This is a genomic window from Arthrobacter sp. FW306-2-2C-D06B (assembly GCF_021789175.1).
Classification (GTDB): domain Bacteria; phylum Actinomycetota; class Actinomycetes; order Actinomycetales; family Micrococcaceae; genus Arthrobacter.
This window is the reverse complement of sequence record NZ_CP084560.1, coordinates 3,132,213-3,150,875: the sequence shown is the minus strand read 5'-3', so window position 1 is coordinate 3,150,875 and position 18,663 is coordinate 3,132,213. Positions and strand designations below refer to the sequence as shown.

At 61.5% G+C, this 18,663-nt stretch carries 10 protein-coding genes; 8 read left to right on the top strand and 2 right to left on the bottom strand.

The window, feature by feature from the left end; translation table 11 throughout:
* Positions 1-3 precede the first annotated feature (3 nt).
* Together LFT47_RS14675 and LFT47_RS14670 are read left to right on the top strand one after the other, a co-directional pair.
* The gene (locus LFT47_RS14675; RefSeq protein ID WP_236811891.1) at positions 4-4,857 is read left to right on the top strand and encodes an NAD-glutamate dehydrogenase; all 4,854 of its coding nucleotides are present in this window, start codon (positions 4-6) and stop codon (positions 4,855-4,857) included.
* Between the two features lie 30 nt (positions 4,858-4,887).
* Positions 4,888-6,357, top strand: coding sequence for a sensor histidine kinase (locus LFT47_RS14670; RefSeq protein WP_236811889.1), 1,470 nt, complete (start codon positions 4,888-4,890; stop codon positions 6,355-6,357).
* Between the two features lie 98 nt (positions 6,358-6,455).
* Here the strand turns inward: LFT47_RS14670 and LFT47_RS14665 are convergent, their stop codons facing one another.
* Positions 6,456-6,704, bottom strand: coding sequence for a WhiB family transcriptional regulator (locus LFT47_RS14665; RefSeq protein WP_003804966.1), 249 nt, complete (start codon positions 6,702-6,704; stop codon positions 6,456-6,458).
* Between the two features lie 339 nt (positions 6,705-7,043).
* Here LFT47_RS14665 and LFT47_RS14660 point away from each other — a divergent pair, with 339 nt between their 5' ends.
* The gene (locus LFT47_RS14660) at positions 7,044-7,430 is read left to right on the top strand and encodes a hypothetical protein (protein WP_236818605.1); all 387 of its coding nucleotides are present in this window, start codon (positions 7,044-7,046) and stop codon (positions 7,428-7,430) included.
* A gap of 6 nt (positions 7,431-7,436) precedes the next feature.
* Here LFT47_RS14660 and LFT47_RS14655 read toward each other — a convergent pair whose 3' ends face one another.
* A complete protein-coding gene (locus LFT47_RS14655; RefSeq protein ID WP_236811887.1) occupies positions 7,437-11,567 on the bottom strand; it encodes an FtsK/SpoIIIE domain-containing protein in 4,131 nt (1,376 codons plus the stop codon).
* A gap of 211 nt (positions 11,568-11,778) precedes the next feature.
* Between LFT47_RS14655 and glf the strand changes: the two genes are divergently transcribed.
* From glf to LFT47_RS14630, 5 genes are all read left to right on the top strand, one after another.
* Complete coding sequence (gene glf, locus LFT47_RS14650; RefSeq protein ID WP_236811886.1) at positions 11,779-12,966, top strand: UDP-galactopyranose mutase; 1,188 nt, start codon at positions 11,779-11,781, stop codon at positions 12,964-12,966.
* A 14-nt stretch (positions 12,967-12,980) separates the two neighbouring features.
* Positions 12,981-14,945: a glycosyltransferase gene (locus LFT47_RS14645; RefSeq protein ID WP_236818598.1), complete on the top strand. Its 1,965-nt coding sequence runs from the start codon at positions 12,981-12,983 to the stop codon at positions 14,943-14,945.
* Entirely contained in the window at positions 14,946-15,815 is an 870-nt protein-coding gene (locus LFT47_RS14640) for an ABC transporter permease (protein WP_236811885.1), read from the top strand.
* A 1-nt stretch (position 15,816) separates the two neighbouring features.
* Positions 15,817-16,584, top strand: coding sequence for an ABC transporter ATP-binding protein (locus LFT47_RS14635; RefSeq protein WP_236811884.1), 768 nt, complete (start codon positions 15,817-15,819; stop codon positions 16,582-16,584).
* A gap of 102 nt (positions 16,585-16,686) precedes the next feature.
* On the top strand, positions 16,687-18,561 hold the full coding sequence (locus LFT47_RS14630) for a DUF6541 family protein (RefSeq protein WP_236811883.1): 1,875 nt from the start codon (positions 16,687-16,689) through the stop codon (positions 18,559-18,561).
* The last annotated feature ends 102 nt before the right edge of the window (positions 18,562-18,663 follow it).

Here is an 18,663-nt window from a genome sequence, read left to right as displayed (position 1 = left end):
TCGATGTCGTCAGGATCCAGCGTGGAGGATCGTTCTAAACCTGCAGTAGTCCGGGAAGGGTTCTTCGGGGACTACTATGAGCATCTCGCAGAGGAGGACGCGCGCGGATACGCTGCCGAGCAGTTGACCTCGAGGGCGGCGGCACACCGGGAAACGGGGCAGAGCCGCAAGCCGGGCACCGCCAATGTCAGGATTGCCAACGAGGGTGATCGCAGCATCCTGTACATCGTCACGGACGACATGCCATTCCTGGTGGACTCGGTGAACGCCGAACTGGTTCGCCAGAACTGCGCTATCCGGCTTGTCATGCACCCGCTCTTCGTGGTTTCGCGTGATCACGTCACCGGCGATCTGTCCGATATTGCCAGGGTGCCGTCGAATATCGGCATCTCAAGCGGTGACACCGCGGCGATGCCGAATATCGCCCATCTGATCTCGCAAGGTGACAACGTCTCCCACATGGAGTCGTGGATCGCCGTCGAGGTTGACAGAGTGGCCGACGACTTCCAGAAGGAGCTCGTGGACGGAATCCACCGGGTCCTGAACGACGTCCGCGCCGCCGTCGAAGACTGGCCCAAAATGCGCACCAAGGCGCTCGAGCTGGCATCGTCCCTCGACAAGGTGGCCCACCCGGAAGACATCGCGGAGCTCAGGCAAGCGCAGGACCTGCTGCGCTGGCTGGACAACGGCAACTTCACGTTCCTGGGTTACAGGGAATACGACCTCATCACCGAGAACGGTGAAGACGTCCTTGAGTTGCGCGAAGCGAGCGGTTTGGGACTCTTGAGGGCGGGGGACCACCCGCACCAAATCCAGCACCTTACCGACGCCGGACGCCGCAAGGCTCGCGAGAAGCGCGCCTTGGTGATCACCAAAGCCAACTCGCGGTCTACCGTGCACCGCCCCGCGTACCTGGACTACATCGGTGTCAAGAGCTTCGATGTCGCTGGCAACGTCAACGGTGAGCGCCGCTTCATCGGCCTCTTCGCCACGAGCGCGTATACCGGGTCCGTAAGGAACATCCCCATCGTTCGGGAAAAGGTCGACGCCGTGCTCCGCTCGGCCGGTTTCCCGCCGGACTCCCACTCGGGCAAGGACCTCGTCGGTATTCTCGAGACCTACCCTCGTGATGAACTCTTCCAGATCGAGACCGAGGACCTGGCAGCAACGGCTTTGGGCATCCAGCGTCTGCAGGAACGGCGCCGCACGAAGCTTTTCCTGCGCCCGGATATCTACGGCCGGTTCATGTCGGCACTGGTCTACCTGCCCCGTGACCGCTACACCACCAACGTCCGGCAACGAATCGAGCAGGAACTCCGCGAAACTTTCGAAGCCGAGAGCATTGACTACGAGGCCCGGATCACGGAGTCCGCACTCTCAAGGGTGTTCTTCCGTATCCGGCTGCCACGGGAGGCGGAGCTCCGCGACGTCGACGCCGGTGAACTCGAAAAGCGGCTTGTCCGGGCTTCGCGGTCATGGGCCGAAGGAATTGCGGAGGTGCTTCGTGAGAACACCAGCGGTCTGGATGCCGAGCGACTGTCAGCCCTGTGGGCGGATGCGTTTCCCGCCGGCTACCGTGTCGACTACGAAGTCGAGGACGCCCTCAAGGACATTGAGCGTTTCGAGAAGTATGCCGCCACGACTGACCGGGACGCCGTCGCTGTCCAGGCGGTCCCCGGAGTGCATGTCTACCTGCCCAACGGCGCCGGCGAGCTGCTCGAAGAGGATGCCCGAGTCAAGCTCTACCTTTTGGAGCCCAAGAGCCTGAGCCAGATCCTGCCCTACTTCCACAATCTTGGCCTTGAGGTTCTCGATGAGCGGCCTTTCGAGATTGAGACTGCCGACCACCGGGACTTCTTCCTCTATGACCTTGGCCTGAAGTACCCAGCCGGTGTCGATCCCGTGGCTACCGGCCAGCTCTTGGCGGACTCCTTCAGCGCCGCGGTGACCGGTGCGGTGGAATCCGACAGTTTCGACCGTCTCGTGCTCCGGGAAGGTATCCACTGGCGGCAGGTTGTCATGCTCCGCGCCTATGCGAAGTACATGCGCCAGATGGGGAACACCAACTCCTTCGAGTTCATTGCGGACACTCTTCTCGCCAACCCTGAGGTTGCCCGCGGACTGATTGACCTCTTTGGGGCCCGTTTCGATCCTTCTTCGCCTGACAGCGCGCGTCCGGCCCGCCAGGAGGGCGCCCGCGCCACACTGGCCGAAGCAATTGACCAGGTGGCCACGCTCGACGCCGACCGGGTCCTCCGGACTTTCGTCAATCTCATTGAGTCGACGCTGCGCACGAACTACTTCCAAGGCAAGTCGTACGTCAGTTTCAAGCTCGATCCGACCACGATTGACGGACTGCCGTTCCCGCGGCCAAAGTACGAGATCTGGGTCTACTCGCCACGCGTTGAAGGCGTGCACTTGCGCTTCGGCAAGGTGGCTCGTGGCGGCTTGCGGTGGTCGGACCGCCGTGAAGACTTCCGGACCGAGATCCTCGGGCTCGTCAAGGCGCAGACGGTGAAGAACGCTGTGATTGTGCCGACCGGTGCCAAGGGCGGATTCTTCGCGAAGCAACTTCCGGATCCGGCACTTGACCGCGCCGCGTGGATGGCGGAAGGTATCGAAAGCTACAAGACCTTCATCCGCGGCCTGCTCGATCTCACCGACAACCTCGTGACCACTGCCGACGGCGAGAAGATTGTGCCGCCGTCGGACGTTGTTCGTCAGGACGACGACGATTCGTACCTGGTGGTGGCCGCGGACAAGGGCACGGCAACTTTCTCGGACACCGCGAACGGCCTGGCCGCCGAGTATGGATTCTGGCTGGGGGACGCATTCGCTTCCGGTGGCTCGGTAGGATACGACCACAAGGCCATGGCCATTACGGCGCGCGGTGCATGGGAGTCGGTCAAGCGCCACTTCAGCGAGCTGGACCTTGACACCCAGACTGAGGAATTCACTGTGGTCGGTGTCGGCGATATGTCCGGCGACGTGTTCGGCAACGGAATGCTGCTCTCCAGGCACATCCGCCTGCTGGCCGCCTTCGACCACCGCCATATCTTCCTGGACCCGACGCCGGATGCGGCTTCGTCCTTCGACGAGCGGAAGCGTCTCTTCGACCTTCCCCGTTCCTCGTGGGATGACTACGACCGTTCGCTCATTAGCGCCGGCGGCGGAGTCTTCCCCCGCCAGGCCAAGGTCATTCCGATCTCGCCGGAGGTACGGAGAGCCCTCGGCCTGCCGGACGGTACGGTTCAGCTGAGTCCTCCGGAGCTTCTGCGTGCGATACTCCTGGCTCCGGCCGATCTCCTCTACAACGGGGGGATCGGAACGTACGTCAAGGCCAGCACCGAGTCCCACGCCGAGGTGGGAGACAAGGCGAACGACGTCATCCGCGTGAACGGACGGGAGCTCCGTGTCAAGGTCGTGGGCGAAGGCGGCAACCTCGGAATGACGCAGCGCGGACGCATCGAGGCTGCACTGCAGGGTGTCATCCTCAACACCGATGCGATCGACAACTCCGCCGGCGTGGATTGTTCCGACCACGAGGTCAACATCAAGATTTTCGTGGACCGGATGGTTGCGGCCGGGAAACTGGATGCTTCTGAGCGCACATCGTTCCTCGCCGACATGACCGACGAGGTCGGACGCCTTGTGCTCGAAGACAACATCGACCAGAACATCCTGTTGCTCAACGACCGCACACGCGTCGCCGAGTGGAGCCCGAGCTACGAGCGCCTGATGGACTGGCTCGAGAAGTCCGCCGACCTCAAACGGGACCTTGAAGCGCTGCCGACCACCGATACCCTTCGTGAGCGGCTGGAACAGGGCCAGGGCCTGACGTCCCCGGAACTGTCCGTCCTCGCCGCCTACGCCAAGATCGAATTGGGCTCGGCATTGCGCGACAGCGATCTGGCTGACGATCCTTGGTTCCGTAAGACGATTCGCTCTTACTTCCCGAAGCAGCTCCGCGAACGGTTTGACGCCGAACTGGACACCCATCCCTTGCGTCGCGAGATTATCGCGACTGTGGTGGCCAACGACATGATCAACCTGGGTGGCATCACCTTCGCCTTCCGCACCATGGAGGAGACCTCGGCTACCGAGGTCGCCGTCGCGAAGGCGTTCGTAGCCCTCCGTGAGATCTACGAACTCGATTCGATGGTGCGGGAGCTCAATGCCCTGCCTGCTTCGTTCCCCACGGAACATTGGAGCACCGTCCACCTCGACATCCGAAGGCTTCTTGACCGCGCCGTTCGCTGGTTGCTCAGCCAGGGCAACGCCTCGAAGCCGATCTCGGAGATCGTCGCGGAATTCAAGCCGATGATGGATCCGATGCGGGCCAGGGTGCTCGACTACTTGCGCGGCAGCGACAAAGAGCGGGTTACAGGGTGGCTTGAAAAGGCGCGCTCGTGGGGCCTTCCCGACACGCTCGCCCATCGCTGGGCCGAGCTCTTCGAGAGCTTCGTGCTCTTGGACATCGCCAAGATCACGCACAGCCGCGACGCCCGCGTGGAAGAGGTCAGCCACGTTTACTACACGGTATTCGATCGATTCCACGTCGATTCGTTGCTGGAGCGGATCACAGCGCTCCCGCGCGATGACCGTTGGCAGGCGCTTGCCCGGGCAGCACTGCGCGACGACCTCTACTCGACCGTAGCGGACATGACGACGTCGGTGCTCGAATCGACCGACGCCGGCCTCGACGCCGAGGCCCGTTTGCGGGCCTGGGAAGGCCTCAATGCCGAGCAATTGGGCCGCGCGAAGAGCATGTTCGACGAGGTCAACGCGCTGGAGGCCGACGACATGGCTTCTCTGTCGGTAGCATTGAGGCTCTTGAGGTCAATCGTTCGACGCTAGGGACAAGCCTGGGCGTTATATGGAGGTGCAGTGGCAATCTTTACAGACCCCATCAGGGAGCACGCTGATTTCGGGCCTGGAGATGCCGAATGGCTGCACCTCCTGGTCGGCGACTGGCAGATGGTCGCCGACCTGGCGTTCGCGGACTTGGCCCTGTGGTTTCCGCATCCTGAATTCGGTTACATCGCGCTTGCTCACGTGAGGCCGTCGACGAGCCATACGGTGTTTCATGCGGACTTCGTCGGGGAAGGCATCCGCTCGGATTTGCGACCGATAGTCGACAAAGCGTGGTCCAGCCGTTCCATCGAACGCTCCAGCGAAACGAGCTGGAGCAGCGAGATGGCCCTGCGGGTTGAAGCAGTGCCCATGGTCAGGAACGGACGGACCCTTGCCGTCGTCACATCGCATATGGATCTTTCCAGTTCACGGATGCCTTCCCGCCTGGAGCTTACGTACAGGCAATGCGCCTACGATCTGCTGCGGATGGGAACGCTGGGCCTCTGGCCGGACTTCGCTTCACCGACGGGTTCGCGCCGGGGCGCTCCCCGCGTGGGTGATGGCCTGATCAGGCTCGACGCCGACGGCATCGTGCAGTACGCGAGTCCGAACGGGGTCTCCGCATTCCGCCGCCTCGGCGAGGTGGAAACCTTGGAAGGACGGTCCCTCGCGGAAGTAACCGCAGGACTCCTCAAGGACCGGCGTATGGTGGACGAGACGCTGCCGCTGGTCGTTACCGGTCGGATGCCGTGGCGCAGCGAGATCGAGTCCCGCGGCGTCAGCTTGTCGTTGCGCGCGATTCCATTGCGCGACGAGAAGCATCGCTTCGGTGCCCTGGTACTGTGCCGCGACGTGTCAGAACTGCGACGCCGCGAGCTCGAATTGGTGACCAAGGACGCGACAATTCGTGAAATCCACCACCGCGTCAAAAACAACCTGCAGACGGTGGCTGCTTTGCTGCGCATGCAGTCGCGACGGATGGTCAGCGACGAGGCGAAACAAGGCCTGGAACAGGCAATGCGACGAGTGGCGACGATTGCGTTGGTCCACGAGACGCTTTCACAAGGGCTCACGCAGAGCGTTGATTTCGATGAACTCATTGGACGCCAGTTCCGGCTCTCGGCAGAAGTGGCGTCCCCTTCGCAGCACGTCCGGACTGAGCGCGCGGGCCTGTTCGGCGAATTGCCGAGCGACTTCGCCACGCCCCTTGCGCTGGTCATCAATGAGCTCGTGACAAATGCCGTGGAACACGGCCTTGAAGGACGGGCCGGAACTGTGTGGTTGATGGCCGATCGTTCCACGGGGGAGCGCGGCGATGAACTCCTCACGGTGACGATCGCCGATGATGGCGTCGGACTGCCCGAGGGGTCGTACACGGAGGGTCTTGGCCTTCAGATTGTGCGGACTCTTGTCACGAGCGAGTTGGGTGGCAGCATCCAGTGGCGGCCGCGCGACGGCGGTGGCACCGCCGTCGAGATCGTCCTAAACCTGGTGCGGAGCTGACGCCGGCCGCTGGCGGGGCGCTCTATCGGTGACCGCTGTCGGGAATGCGAAGATGGCCCGGACCTATCGGTCCGGGCCATCTTCGCGGGTCCAGTCGCTTAGGAAGCGCGGCGGGCGCGGGCTGCGCGTCGCTTGAGTGCGCGTCGCTCGTCCTCGCTCATGCCGCCCCAGACGCCAGCGTCCTGGCCCGATTCAAGGGCCCACTGAAGGCATGTGTCCACAACGGGACAGCGACGGCAGACACTCTTCGCTTCCTCGATCTGGAGAAGCGCAGGGCCGGTGTTGCCTACGGGGAAGAAAAGCTCCGGGTCCTTGTCAAGGCAGGCTGCGCGGTTACGCCAATCCATGCTGATCAGTCACTCCATTCGTGAGTACTAGTTAAGCCTTTTGTGAAAATATTCACGAGAGGCTTCATAGGAAAGGGGACCCATTGGGCCCCCTTGGTCGTCTGAGTCAAGCGTGTCATGTTAACGCCATGTAAACAAGGGGTTTTAGCGTTTGAAACCGTGAGCGATGCATCACATTGGCCACCGGTCTGCTCACAGGTATTCGACTATGTCCGGTATGGTGCCAATGTGTCAAGACCCCCTCTGAACCCTAACCATGACCCAGCAGCGCCCGGCGACGACAGCCAGCGGACCGGCAGCGAGAACACTGGCCGGTCATCCGGCGGTGGGCCGCGCCCTGTGGGGATCGTTGTTATTTCCATTGTGGTTGTGCTGGAAGCCCTCGCATTATTGGCCACGGGGGCCCTGTATGTATACGAGCTGGTGACCGGGGCTCCGGTGGCCTCCTTCTGGGGAGCCGTATTTACCCTTGGCCTTTTGCTGGCTTTTTCTGCATTGTTGTTTGCCGTGGGGCACTTCCTGTTCCGTGGCTACCGTTGGACCCGGGCACCCGCGTTGGTTGCCCAGCTGTTCGCCCTGACGATCGGGTTTCCCACCATGACCGGAGGACTGGTTCCTGCCGGCCTGGCCATGGTGGTGCCGGCTTTGGCCGGAATCGTGTTTTTGTTCGACAAGCGGGTCATTGCCTTTGCCTCCCGAACGGGCGGATCCCGCGCAGCCCTTTGACTCTTTTCACCGGGGTACGGCTTCCTCGCCCGGAGCGGCGATCTGGACAGTGCGTGTTCGTCCATTCTCGATGAGGACTGCACGACCCGGTGGCGGCGCCGGTTCGACATCGACCCGCAGAGCGAAGAAATCTCGAGCCGTGGGCGGCCCGTTGCCCAGGAGAATTCCGCTTCCGTGGTTTCGGGCCAGGGAAGCAAGGGGCGTCAGCTGCAGCAGGGCGGGGCTGCCCGCAGTTGCCACCACCGAGAAACCCATACCAGGAAGTTCAGCCAGGAGGACAGCAGTTTCGCTGGTGAGGCGTTCTACGTCGTCCACAAGGGGGATGACTTCTGCTCCCACGAGCCTGCGGCTTGCATTCCGGTTGAATTCGGCCCAAAAGGCGTCAGGATCGGCCCCTTTGGGTGGTGTCCACCATTGATGGCCTGGGTTGAGCATGGCCAAAGCGGCCAGAAACGACGACTTGCCGGAACCGGGGGTGCCGAGGGCGAGGAGCACGCCTGCTCGAGGCAGTGTCATCCAAGCAGGTTCTTGTTCGTCCCCTCCAACCCCTAGGAGCACCGACCCGGGCACCTGGGCGCGGGAAAGGGGAGTAGTGCCGCTTCGGCCATCCGCAGTGAGATCCGAAGCCCGGATGAATTGCGGCAAGGGCTCCACCCGGATTGGGCGCCGTGCAGGCTCGGGGGGCACACAGTACGGCCAAGCCGCTATTGGCGGCGGCTCGACAAGCTGCGCAACTGCGGTGTCACCCCCGAGCAAGTTGCCACTTACGACCGCCCTACCCTTCAGGGGATTCATGGCCGAAAAACGGGGCCACGCCAACCGCCCTTCTTCTGTGGTCCCGGCGGGAAAGTATGCGCGGTTGGGGATTGACGCGAACATGCGCGAGGCGGTCAGTTCGCGGTCGCCAGTGACAAGCACAGCCAGTCCTGTCTTCTGTCCATCGCGGACGATGGCGTGGACAACGTCTTCGGCCCAGGCCAGCGGTCCGGCGCGTAACTCGGAGACCCACGAACCCCAGTTCGAAATGACCAGCAAAAGCGGGACTTGCCCGGCGGCGGTTCCCCCGGATTGCCGCGCCGACATCTCAGCTGCGAGCCTCTCGAGGATGCGAACGCCCCTTCTGATGTCGTGGGGGGAGGCAACGGCCCCCACGCGTCCCTGGGCGGCCACGTCGGCGAATGAACCGTCACCGTCGAGGACATAGAGATGGAGTTCATCGGCACCTCCGACAAGCTGCGCAGCCGCTGCCCGACACGTGTCTTCAACTCCGCTTCCAGGAGGGCCAACGAGTCCAAGATTCCCGTGGACGATAGGAGTCCAGCACAGGCTGGCACCTCGTTGTTGCGAGGGCAAATCTGCCAAGCCAAGGTAGGCGGTCGGGCCTGCCGGCGTTCCGCTTGCAGAGTGCTTGCCCATCATTGCTGTGATGCCAAGGGATTCCGGAAGCGTGATGGACTCGGGAAGTGGATGTGCAACAGGTTTCCGGGGCGGCATACCTCCGCGGATGTCCCAAACCCGGTTGATTGCCTCGATAACGGGGCGGGCGGCTTCTGCCGGCGTTGCGATCGCACCCTGAGCCTCCGCCAACGCGGTTTCAGACGAACCGCTGAAGCGGAGCGACCCCGCTGCCTGCAACGAAATGGCCTTTGCGTTCGCCCGCGCATTTTCGCTGCCCGAGAGGGTTGCTGACTGAAAGGGCTCGGCATCTTCCGCTCCGCGAACCATATAGGCGCGGCCAGGCAGGGAGACCGGAATCGAGGCCGCTGCCGGCGAGTTGATGACGTCCCGGGATTCCATTTCTGATTGGACGCGAAGGGCAATGCTGGTGGTGACATTGGCCCGGATATCCGCACTCAGCGCACCTTGAGGACGTTGTGTCGCCATGATCAGGTGAATTCCCAGGGAACGGCCCAGGGTGGCGATCCGCATCAATTCGGCCAAGGCCTCTGGTGCGTCTTCAATGAGCATCCTGAATTCGTCGATTACAAGGACAAGGCGGGGCAGTACCGGGAGCTGGCTTCTCCGACCCGCAGTGCCCCCGCTCCCGGTTCCTCCGGCTTTGGCCCAATACGCGGGCAAATCAGGGACATCGGCCTTCGCAAGGCTCGCTTCCCGCATCCGAATCTCGGCCCTGAGGGAGGAGAGGGTACGTTCAAGCTCGTGTTCACTGAGGTCCGTAAGCATTCCGACGCAGTGCGGAAGATCTGCCAGCGGCCCGAGGCCCGAACCTCCCTTGAAATCAACAAACAGGAAGTTGACCCTGTCCGGGCTGTGGGTTAGCGAGATCGCGGCCACGATCGTGCGCAGAAGCTCAGACTTTCCGGATCCCGTAGTTCCGGCAACGAGGAGATGCGGGCCGTCCGAAACCAGGTCCAGCGAACGGGGCCCGTCAGCTCCGTGCCCGATAAACGCTGATAGCCCTCCGCGTGCTGAAGAAGCGCTCCAGCGGGCAGCGATGCTTGAGGGCTCAGAGGGAAGCAATTCGGCAAGTTGGCAGGTAGAGGGGACGGGCGGCGCCCCTTCCTTCGCCAAGCGGGGCAATCTTGCCAATGAGCGGCAGTAGCGGTCGAAGACCGGGTGCGGGACAAGGTCAGGGTCAAATTCCGTTTCCGAATGAGGCGAACGAAGGATTGCGCGTTTGTTCCAGAGCTCGACGGAACCGCTCTCGTCGCCCCTCGCGGTGCTTTGGAAGATTCTCCAGCCGGACTCTATCGCCAGCCGCCGGAGTGGGTCGACGGCGGGATCACGTTCGGGCCCCACCAGAAACAGTGCTCCCGGTCTATCCGCGAGCGCGGAAAGGGCAGCCACGGCTGAAGGGGCGTCCGTGGTCAAGGTGAGGCCGGGAAGGAACCGGGCGCTTGACGGCAAGTGGGATAGTGGGCCGTGTATGAGGACGGGAGCATTGCTAGCGGCGGGGAAAGCTGCCAGCTGCATGAGCAGAAATCTGAACATTCCTTGCACCTTGGCTTCGGGTCCCGTGAGGGAAACGGCCTGGATGGAAGGATCCAGAACTACCGGAACGGGGCCCAGCTGCGGTGGTTGAAAGCCCGGGTCCGCAGGATCGAGGGCAACCCTGGCGTTCTGCGGAGAGGTGCCAAGCCGGAGCCACACATCGCGGCAACCCGCCGTTCGTTTGGTTGTGCCCGAGGCTTGCGCCGCGCTGGCTCCTTGGGCTGTGCCGGATCCTTGCGTTGTGGTGGTTCTTGGCAGCGCCAGCTGCATTCGCCCGTGTTCCCTTGAGGGAAAAGCTGCCGAGTTGACGGCGAAGGCGAGCTCAGCGGCGGACGGTGAACACCGCCGTCGTCGGGCCCGGTCTTGTTCGGCTGCCGCCGCGATCGCGGCAGCCAGAAAGCGGCGCTCGCGTCTGCCCGAAAATGCAGGCGCGAGGACCGCGATCGCAGAAATTGCCGTGAATCCGAGGAACATCCACATGCCAGTGGCCAGAGCCATTCCAACTCCCAGCAGGAACGGGAGCCCGGCCATGAGGAGAAGTTGCGTGCGGCTGCCCGCATCGTGGCGCCGAGGGACCAAGATCGGCTCGGCGACGCCCTGGCCGGCTGCCCCCAGCGACTCCGCTCCGTATTCTTCGTCGCCGAAGACAATTGACATGACAGAGCCGCCACATCGGATCCGGGAGGCGGTTGAGACAGGGGCGGAGCGGACTTTGCGTCCATCCACCAACGTTCCGTTCGCGCTCCCGTTGTCGATTATGGTGACCGCTGTCTCGGAGATCGTCAGGACGGCGTGATCCCGCGAAACATCAGGATCCGGGAGGCAGACATCGGCGTTGTTCCGGCCGATCCTGTAAGTGCCACGTTCCAGCGGTATGACCAGGCCCGCGGCTGGACCGGCGTGCACCAGCAACGACAACGCCGCGGGACTGCGATATCGATCACGGGTGACTTGCGCATCCGCCCCGCACACCAACACAGCCCCCGACATGAGCGGCGCCGAACCAACGGTGAGACCGCTGAGTGGCAGGCCTTCGACGGCAAGCTTTCCAGTTCCGAACTCGGCCGCGACGGCAGCCTCGACGACGGCCCCAGGGGTGCCGTTGCCTGCGGCTATGGTCAGTTCGATGGGTTCGCCTTGCCGCAACGCCTCTGGGGCGCGGACCAGGGTGCAATGGAATGCCACTGAATCCGCTCCTCCGGTTGGCGCGACTGCTGTTCTTCCACGATATTTGTGGCGCGGACCGGTGTTCCAGGGCAGTTGGCCTATGTGGAAAACGTTGCGCTCAGTCGCGCGGGAAGGGACCGGCCCGAAAACCGGGCGTGCCATCTCGGGTAGGCTTGACCTGCAGCCAGTGCAGATCCTTGGGCTGCCCGCATTCGAACCAGGAGTATTTGTGACCGCTGACCTCGTCATCGTCGGGTCGGGCTTTTTTGGCCTGACAATCGCAGAACAGGCCGCCACTGAGCTGGGCTTGAAGGTTGTTGTCCTTGACCGCCGGCATCACATCGGTGGCAATGCCTACAGCGAAACGGAAGAGAAGACCGGAATCGAGGTTCACCGCTATGGGGCGCACCTCTTCCACACTTCGAACGAGCGGGTGTGGGAGTACGTCAACCGATTCACGACCTTCACCAACTACGTGCACAAGGTGTATGGCGTCCACAAGGGTGAGGTGTATTCCCTCCCCATCAACCTGGCAACGATCAACCAGTTCTTCCGGGCCAATCTGACTCCTGGGCAGGCCCAAGATTTGATCAAGGAGCAAGCGGGTGAACTCGCGGGAACCGATCCGCAGAATCTCAATGACAAGGGCATCCAGCTGATCGGTCGCCCCCTGTACGAGGCATTCATCAAGCACTACACCGGCAAGCAGTGGCAGACCGACCCCAAGGACCTCCCGGCGGAAATCATTTCTCGCCTTCCTGTCAGGTACAACTACGACAACCGATACTTCAACGACAAGTACGAAGGCCTGCCGACCAACGGGTACACGGCGTGGATCGAGAAGATGGCCGAGCACCCGAATATCGAGGTACGCCTGAACACGGACTTCTTTGACGAGTCGCATGAGTATTCAAAAAACAAGGTTGTCGGCAAGATTCCCGTCGTCTACACAGGACCCGTGGACCGCTACTTCGACTTTGTCGCCGGGGATCTGTCCTGGCGCACCATCGATTTCGAAGAGGAAGTCCTGGACATGGGCGACTTCCAGGGAACGTCCGTTGTCAATTACAACGATGACGACGTCCCGTTCACCAGGATCATCGAACCGCGCCATTTCCACCCGGAGCGCGGCTACCAGACGGAGAAAACCGTCATCATGCGCGAATTTTCCCGGTTCGCCGAAAGCGGCGATGAGCCGTATTATCCGATCAACACCCCGGATGACCGCGAAAAGCTGCTGAAATACCGCGATCTCGCAGCCGCTGAAAAAGACGTGCTGTTCGGCGGGCGCCTCGGCACCTACAAGTATCTCGATATGCACATGGCCATCGGTTCGGCTCTCTCCATGTTTGACAACAAGGTCCGTCCGCATTTCGAAAACGGCGCGGAAATTGAAAGCGGTGGCGTTGACGCGTGAGCAGCGGAACCAAGATGCAAGTATTGCAGCGGGTTATCCTGCCAGCTGATGATCAGCTAGACACTACAGCGTTGTACGTCGACGCCGGCCCCGCAAACGGTATTCGCTTCCGCGAGAACGACGAATTCGCTAGGAACCCAAAGTCGACCGAGGAGAAACTTCACTTCGTCAGTTCGGGCAGTGAAGAGGTCCATTTTGAGGACGTCCTCTCCCGGAGTTCCGTGAGGCTCCGCGCGGGCGAGCAGCTTTCGTTCGGAACGTACTTCAACGCCTTTCCTGCAAGCTATTGGCGGCGCTGGACGGATCTGCAATCGATCCGCCTCGTCGTCCGGACAACGGGCCATGGCACGGTCACGGTCTATAAGTCGAACGCTCGGGGTACTCTCCAGCGCGTTGATGGGGCACGGGTCCAGGGAGCAGCTGTCACCGAATTCGAGCTCTCCCTCAAGCCCTTCGGGGACGGAGGGTGGTACTGGTTCGATCTCGCCTCCAGCCGTGAAGAGCTGACGCTCGATTCAGCGGAATGGCAGGGCACAGAGCGCGAAGGCAACCCTGGCAAGGTGACCCTGGAGATCACCACCATGAACAAGCCGGACTTCTGTCTCAACAACGCCCGGATTCTCTCCGAGCATCCGGAGGTGCTGGAGCACGTCCAGGAAATCCTCATCGTGGACCAAGGAACGCAAAAGGTCGCCGAGCAGCCAGGGTTTGCCGACGTGAAGTCAGCCCTCGGTGACAAACTGCGGATCATCGACCAGGCCAATCTCGGCGGCTCGGGTGGCTTCTCGCGCGGTATGTACGAAGCGGTGGAGAACGGCAGCGACTACGCACTCCTTTTGGATGACGACGTCGTGATCGAGCCCGAGAGTATTGCGCGCTTGCTGACCTTCTCGGATCACTGCCGTAAGCCCACCATCGTCGGTGGGCACATGTTCGACCTCTACAGTCGGAGCGTGCTTCACACGTTCGGTGAAGTGGTGGATCCATATCGCTTTGTGCCTGCAATGCCCCATGCGGACATGGAGATGCGGCACGACTTCAGCGTCGCGAACCTTCGGCAGACGCCGTGGTTGCACCGACGCGTCGATGTCGACTACAACGGCTGGTGGCTGTGCATGATCCCGACGGAGATCATCCGCGAGATCGGGCTTTCCCTTCCGCTCTTTATCAAGTGGGACGACGCCGAGTACGGACTTCGTGCCCGTGAAGCCGGCTTTGCCACGGTTTCCCTGCCCGGCTCCGCCGTCTGGCATGTCTCCTGGATCGACAAGGACGACCTCGTCGGCTGGCAGGCCTATTTCCATGGCAGGAACCGCCTGATCACGACGCTCATCTACAGCCCCTACAAGAAGGGGGGACGCGTTATCCGGGAGTCGTTCCAAGCGGATGTAAAGCACTTGGTTTCCATGCAGTACTTCACCGAACATTCGCGGCTCGATGCTTTGCAGGACCTCTTCCTCGGACCAGAGCACCTGCACCGCAACATCGCCACAAAGCTCGGTGAGATCAATGCGCTGAAGTCCGAATATCCCGATGCTGAGATGCGCGAGAACGTGGATGATTTTCCGGCCCCGGCGTTGGGTCGCGGGCCTTCAGGTCTCAAGCCCATCGGACTTCCCAACAAGAAGGACCTCGTAAAGTGGGGAGTCAGCACTGTTGCCCGCCAGTTGGTGAAGAAGCCGGCTCAGGAATCAGCGGAGCGACCCCAAGGCTTCCTGGCCCACCGGGACAACAGATGGTTCCGGCTGGCGCACTATGACAGCGTCGTTGTCTCGAACGCCGATGGCACCGCGGCTTCCTGGTACAAGCGTGACCCTGCGAAGCTCAGGTCCATGTTGGCTGAAGCAGGACGGCAACACGCCAAGCTTTACCGCCATTGGGAGGAGCTCTCCGAGCAGTACCGTAAGGCCTTGCCGGAGATCACATCCATGGAAGCCTGGAAAAAGACGTTTGGCTTGGCCGACGAGAAAGGGCGCTAGATGACACAGCCCGTGACCGACTTGGTCCAACCGGGCCGCGGCCGCGGCATCGTTGACGTCTATAAACACAAGTTCCTGCTGCAGTTGTTGGTGCGCAAGGAGATCAAGATCCGCTATCGCGGGTCGGTGCTGGGACTCTTGTGGTCGTACGTGAAGCCGTTGATGCAGTTCCTGATCTATTTCGTTGCGCTTGGGGTCTTCCTGGACATGCAGCGAGGAACCCCCAACTATGCGATCTACCTCTTTGCGGGAATTGTGCTCGTCAACTTCTTCACGGAGTCCCTCGGCAACGCCACGCGCTCCATTGTCGACAACAGAGATCTTATCCGGAAGATCTACCTACCCAGGGAGCTGTTCCCGGTTTCGACGATCTGGGTTTCAGCAGCCCACCTGCTTCCGCAGGTCGTGGTATTGATCGGCGCTTGTTTGCTGAGCGGTTGGAGTCCATCCATTTGGCAACTCCTGGCTGTTGTTGGAGCCTTTGTCTTGACGGCGATTCTTTCCACGGGCCTCGGCTTATTGTTCGGCGCTGCGAACGTGTACTTCCGTGATTCCGAGAACATCGTGGATATGATCCTCATGATCGTCACATGGGCCTCGCCTGTCCTCTACGTGTGGCCGATGGTGCAGCGGGTCATGGGTCCTTGGTTCTTCCTGTACCAGCTGAATCCGGTGACGGTCGCCGTCGAAATCTTCCACTGGGCGTTTTGGTCACCAACCCTGAGCGCCGCTCAGGCGGGGTCGATTTCCATGCCGCCGGACCTGCTCACCATCTGGTTCCCGGCTGCCTTCGGGGTGGCTGCACTCGTCCTCGTGATTGGACAGCTGGTTTTCATGAAGCTGTCTGTACATTTTGCCCAGGAGCTTTGAAATGTCCGTACCCGCGGGAGTCCCCGACAGCATAGCCATCACATGTCGGAATTTGCGGAAGAAGTTTGTGCTTCGCCACACCCGCAGCATGAAGGAAGCGATCGTCTGGTTGTTGACCGGGCGCAAAGGTGACCTTTCCAAAAAGTTCGATGCGCTGAAGGACGTTTCGCTTGACGTCGAACAGGGCGAAACCGTGGCTCTGCTTGGGCTAAACGGTTCCGGGAAGTCAACTCTTTTGAAGCTCATCTCAGGTGTGCTTCAGCCAGATGAGGGTACCGTTCACACTCGGGGGAGAGTTGCAGGTCTCATCGAGGTCGGAGCGGGATTCCATCACGACCTCAGCGGCCGGGACAATGTATATCTCAACGGCGCGATCCTGGGCATGAGCCAGAACCAGATCGACGAGATGTTCGATTCGATCGTCGAGTTCTCGGAAATCGGCGAGTTCATCGATACCGAGGTCAAGTTCTATTCCTCCGGCATGTACTTGAAGCTGGCCTTCTCGATCGCGGTCCACACCGACCCTGAGGTTTTCCTCATTGACGAAATCTTGGCTGTGGGCGATGAACCTTTCCAGCGCAAGTGCATCCTCAAAATCAACGAACTAGCCGACGCCGGCAAGACGCTTTTCGTGGTGAGTCACGACTTGGATCTGGTTGCTTCCGTGTGCAAAAGGGGTGTTCTTCTGGAGCACGGCCAGATCATCATGGACGGCGAAGTGCACGCTGTAGTGAAGGAGCTTCGACGGCGATCGGCCACCGCGGCGTGAGTGGGACAGCGGCTGCACGGCTGAGGGGAGTTGAGTGAATTGCAGTGGCTAGACGCAGCTCCCGCGATCGCGTGTGCCCTGTTCGTACTGCTAGGACCTGGGATGGTTCTGGGGTGGGCGCTGCGGGCCCGAGGATTCACGCTGATCGCCATCGCGCCGCTGTTGTCGGTCTCGCTGATCGCCGTCGGCGCGATCATCGCAGCACTGGTCTCGGTGCCCTGGTCGATTTTGCCGGTAACCGTCCTGACAGTGCTGGCTGGACTCGTCGTCTGGCGCCTCCGGAGCATTCTCCATCGAAGAGTCCCCCCCGAAGCTCCCGCCCGTAGATGGACCGCGGGCAGCACCGCTGCCCTGCTGGGCGTCGCCCTGGCCGCGATACTTATCGGTTCAAGAATGCTGTATGCGATTGGATCTCCGGGGAATATCTCGCAGACGTTTGACAATATCTTCCACCTCAATGCGGTTGCCTACATTGAGCACACCCAGGAAGCCTCTTCCCTGACGGTCGGGTCCATGACGGGAATCCCTTTCTATCCCGCGGCTTGGCACGCGGTGGTGGCATTGACGCAGCAGCTCTCCGGCGTCCCCATACCGGTCGCAGTGAATGCTACCAACGTGATCATCGGCGCAGTGGTCTGGCCTTTGGGATCGATTTTGCTTTGTCGGCAAGTGATCGGCACGTCGAAGTTGGCCATGGTTACCGCAGGCACCATGTCCGCCGCGTTTGGCGCATTCCCGCTCATGATGGCGGATTTCGGTGTGCTCTATCCGAACCTGCTGTCCATCGCGTTGCTTCCCGGGATGCTGGTCTTGGGAATCTGGGTACTGGGGCTTTCCATCTCTGTTGAGCTGCCGAAGATGATGATCCTGGCTGCCCTGGTCATCGCCAGCCCTGGCATAGCCTTGGCACATCCGAGTACTTTTTTGGCATTCCTTGCAATTCTGGTTCCGGCAGTCGGCTATGTTTATGCGCGTTCGTGGAGCGTGTGGCGATTGAACTGGCAGGCGAACCGTCGGAGGAGCGTCGCCTGGTCCGTAGCTTTGGCGGCTGGCCTGGTACTGCTTGCTATCGTTTGGCAGTCCATCAGGCCTGACTCGGCCACGGCATTTTGGCCGCCCATCAATTCGCCAGCCGGTTCGCTGTGGGAACTCGCGACAAACTCCCTGATGAACCGGCCGCCTGCGCTGCTGGTATCCGTTCTTGTTGTCGTTGGGATTGCAGTCCTCGCCCGCCGGCGCCAGTGGTGGCTTTTAGGGGCATTCGCAGTTCTCTGTTTCTTTTTCGAAGTGGTCTCCGCCTTCCGGCCAGGACGCATAAGGGACTTTTTTACAGGTGTCTGGTACAACGACAGCTACAGGCTCGCTGCCCTGATCCCAACCGTGGCCCTTGTTCTCGCGAGCGTAGGTGCGGTCTGGGTCATCGTCTACCTGAGGTCAAAGCTGCGCGAACGCGTCCGCTCAACGGTGCCTGCCAAGGTCTTCACCGTCGCAGGGGCCGCGCTGCTCGTCCTCCTCACGCAATTCGGCAACGTTCAGTACGCAACAGACAGTGCGCACCGCAATTATGAGCTCACGGCGGACTCTCCGTTGATCTCGAGTGACGAGATGGCGGTGCTCAAGGATATGCCCGCGCTTGTGCCCGAGAATGCCGTGGTCGCGGCCAACCCATGGAACGGGAGCGCCCTTGCCTATGCCTTGGCTGGCCGGACGACAATTGAGCTCCACGTTCTGAGCAGCAACGTTCGTCCGGAAGACGCCGTCGTACTGGCGCACCTTCGTGACGCAAAAACCAATCCCGCCGTGTGCCCCGCCGCGCATGCTTTGGGCGTGGGTTATGTGCTTGATTTCGGTACGCAAGAGGTCAACGGTGGGTCCCACCCTGCGCCCGGGCTGGACAATCTGGCCGAATCGGGAACGGTCAGCCTGCTGTCCCAGCATGGCGAGGCGAAGCTCTTCAAGTTCAACGCCTGCCGCTGACGGACCGGCGAGCGGGGTGGTGCGCTGAGCTGCTTCCCTGGCTTGGTAAACTGGGGAAGCCGACAATCGGCCTCCTCTGGCGAAGACTGGACTACGCCGGAG

Excerpts from the sequence above, each read along its gene's own strand:
- LFT47_RS14630 (WP_236811883.1), top strand. The coding sequence starts at position 16,687 with ATGGTTCTGGGGTGGGCGCTGCGGGCCCGAGGATTCACGCTGATCGCC.
- LFT47_RS14635 (WP_236811884.1), top strand. The coding sequence starts at position 15,817 with ATGTCCGTACCCGCGGGAGTCCCCGACAGCATAGCCATCACATGTCGG.
- LFT47_RS14645 (WP_236818598.1), top strand. The coding sequence starts at position 12,981 with ATGCAAGTATTGCAGCGGGTTATCCTGCCAGCTGATGATCAGCTAGAC.
- LFT47_RS14665 (WP_003804966.1), bottom strand. The coding sequence starts at position 6,704 with ATGGATTGGCGTAACCGCGCAGCCTGCCTTGACAAGGACCCGGAGCTT.
- LFT47_RS14640 (WP_236811885.1), top strand. The coding sequence starts at position 14,946 with ATGACACAGCCCGTGACCGACTTGGTCCAACCGGGCCGCGGCCGCGGC.
- LFT47_RS14675 (WP_236811891.1), top strand. The coding sequence starts at position 4 with ATGTCGTCAGGATCCAGCGTGGAGGATCGTTCTAAACCTGCAGTAGTC.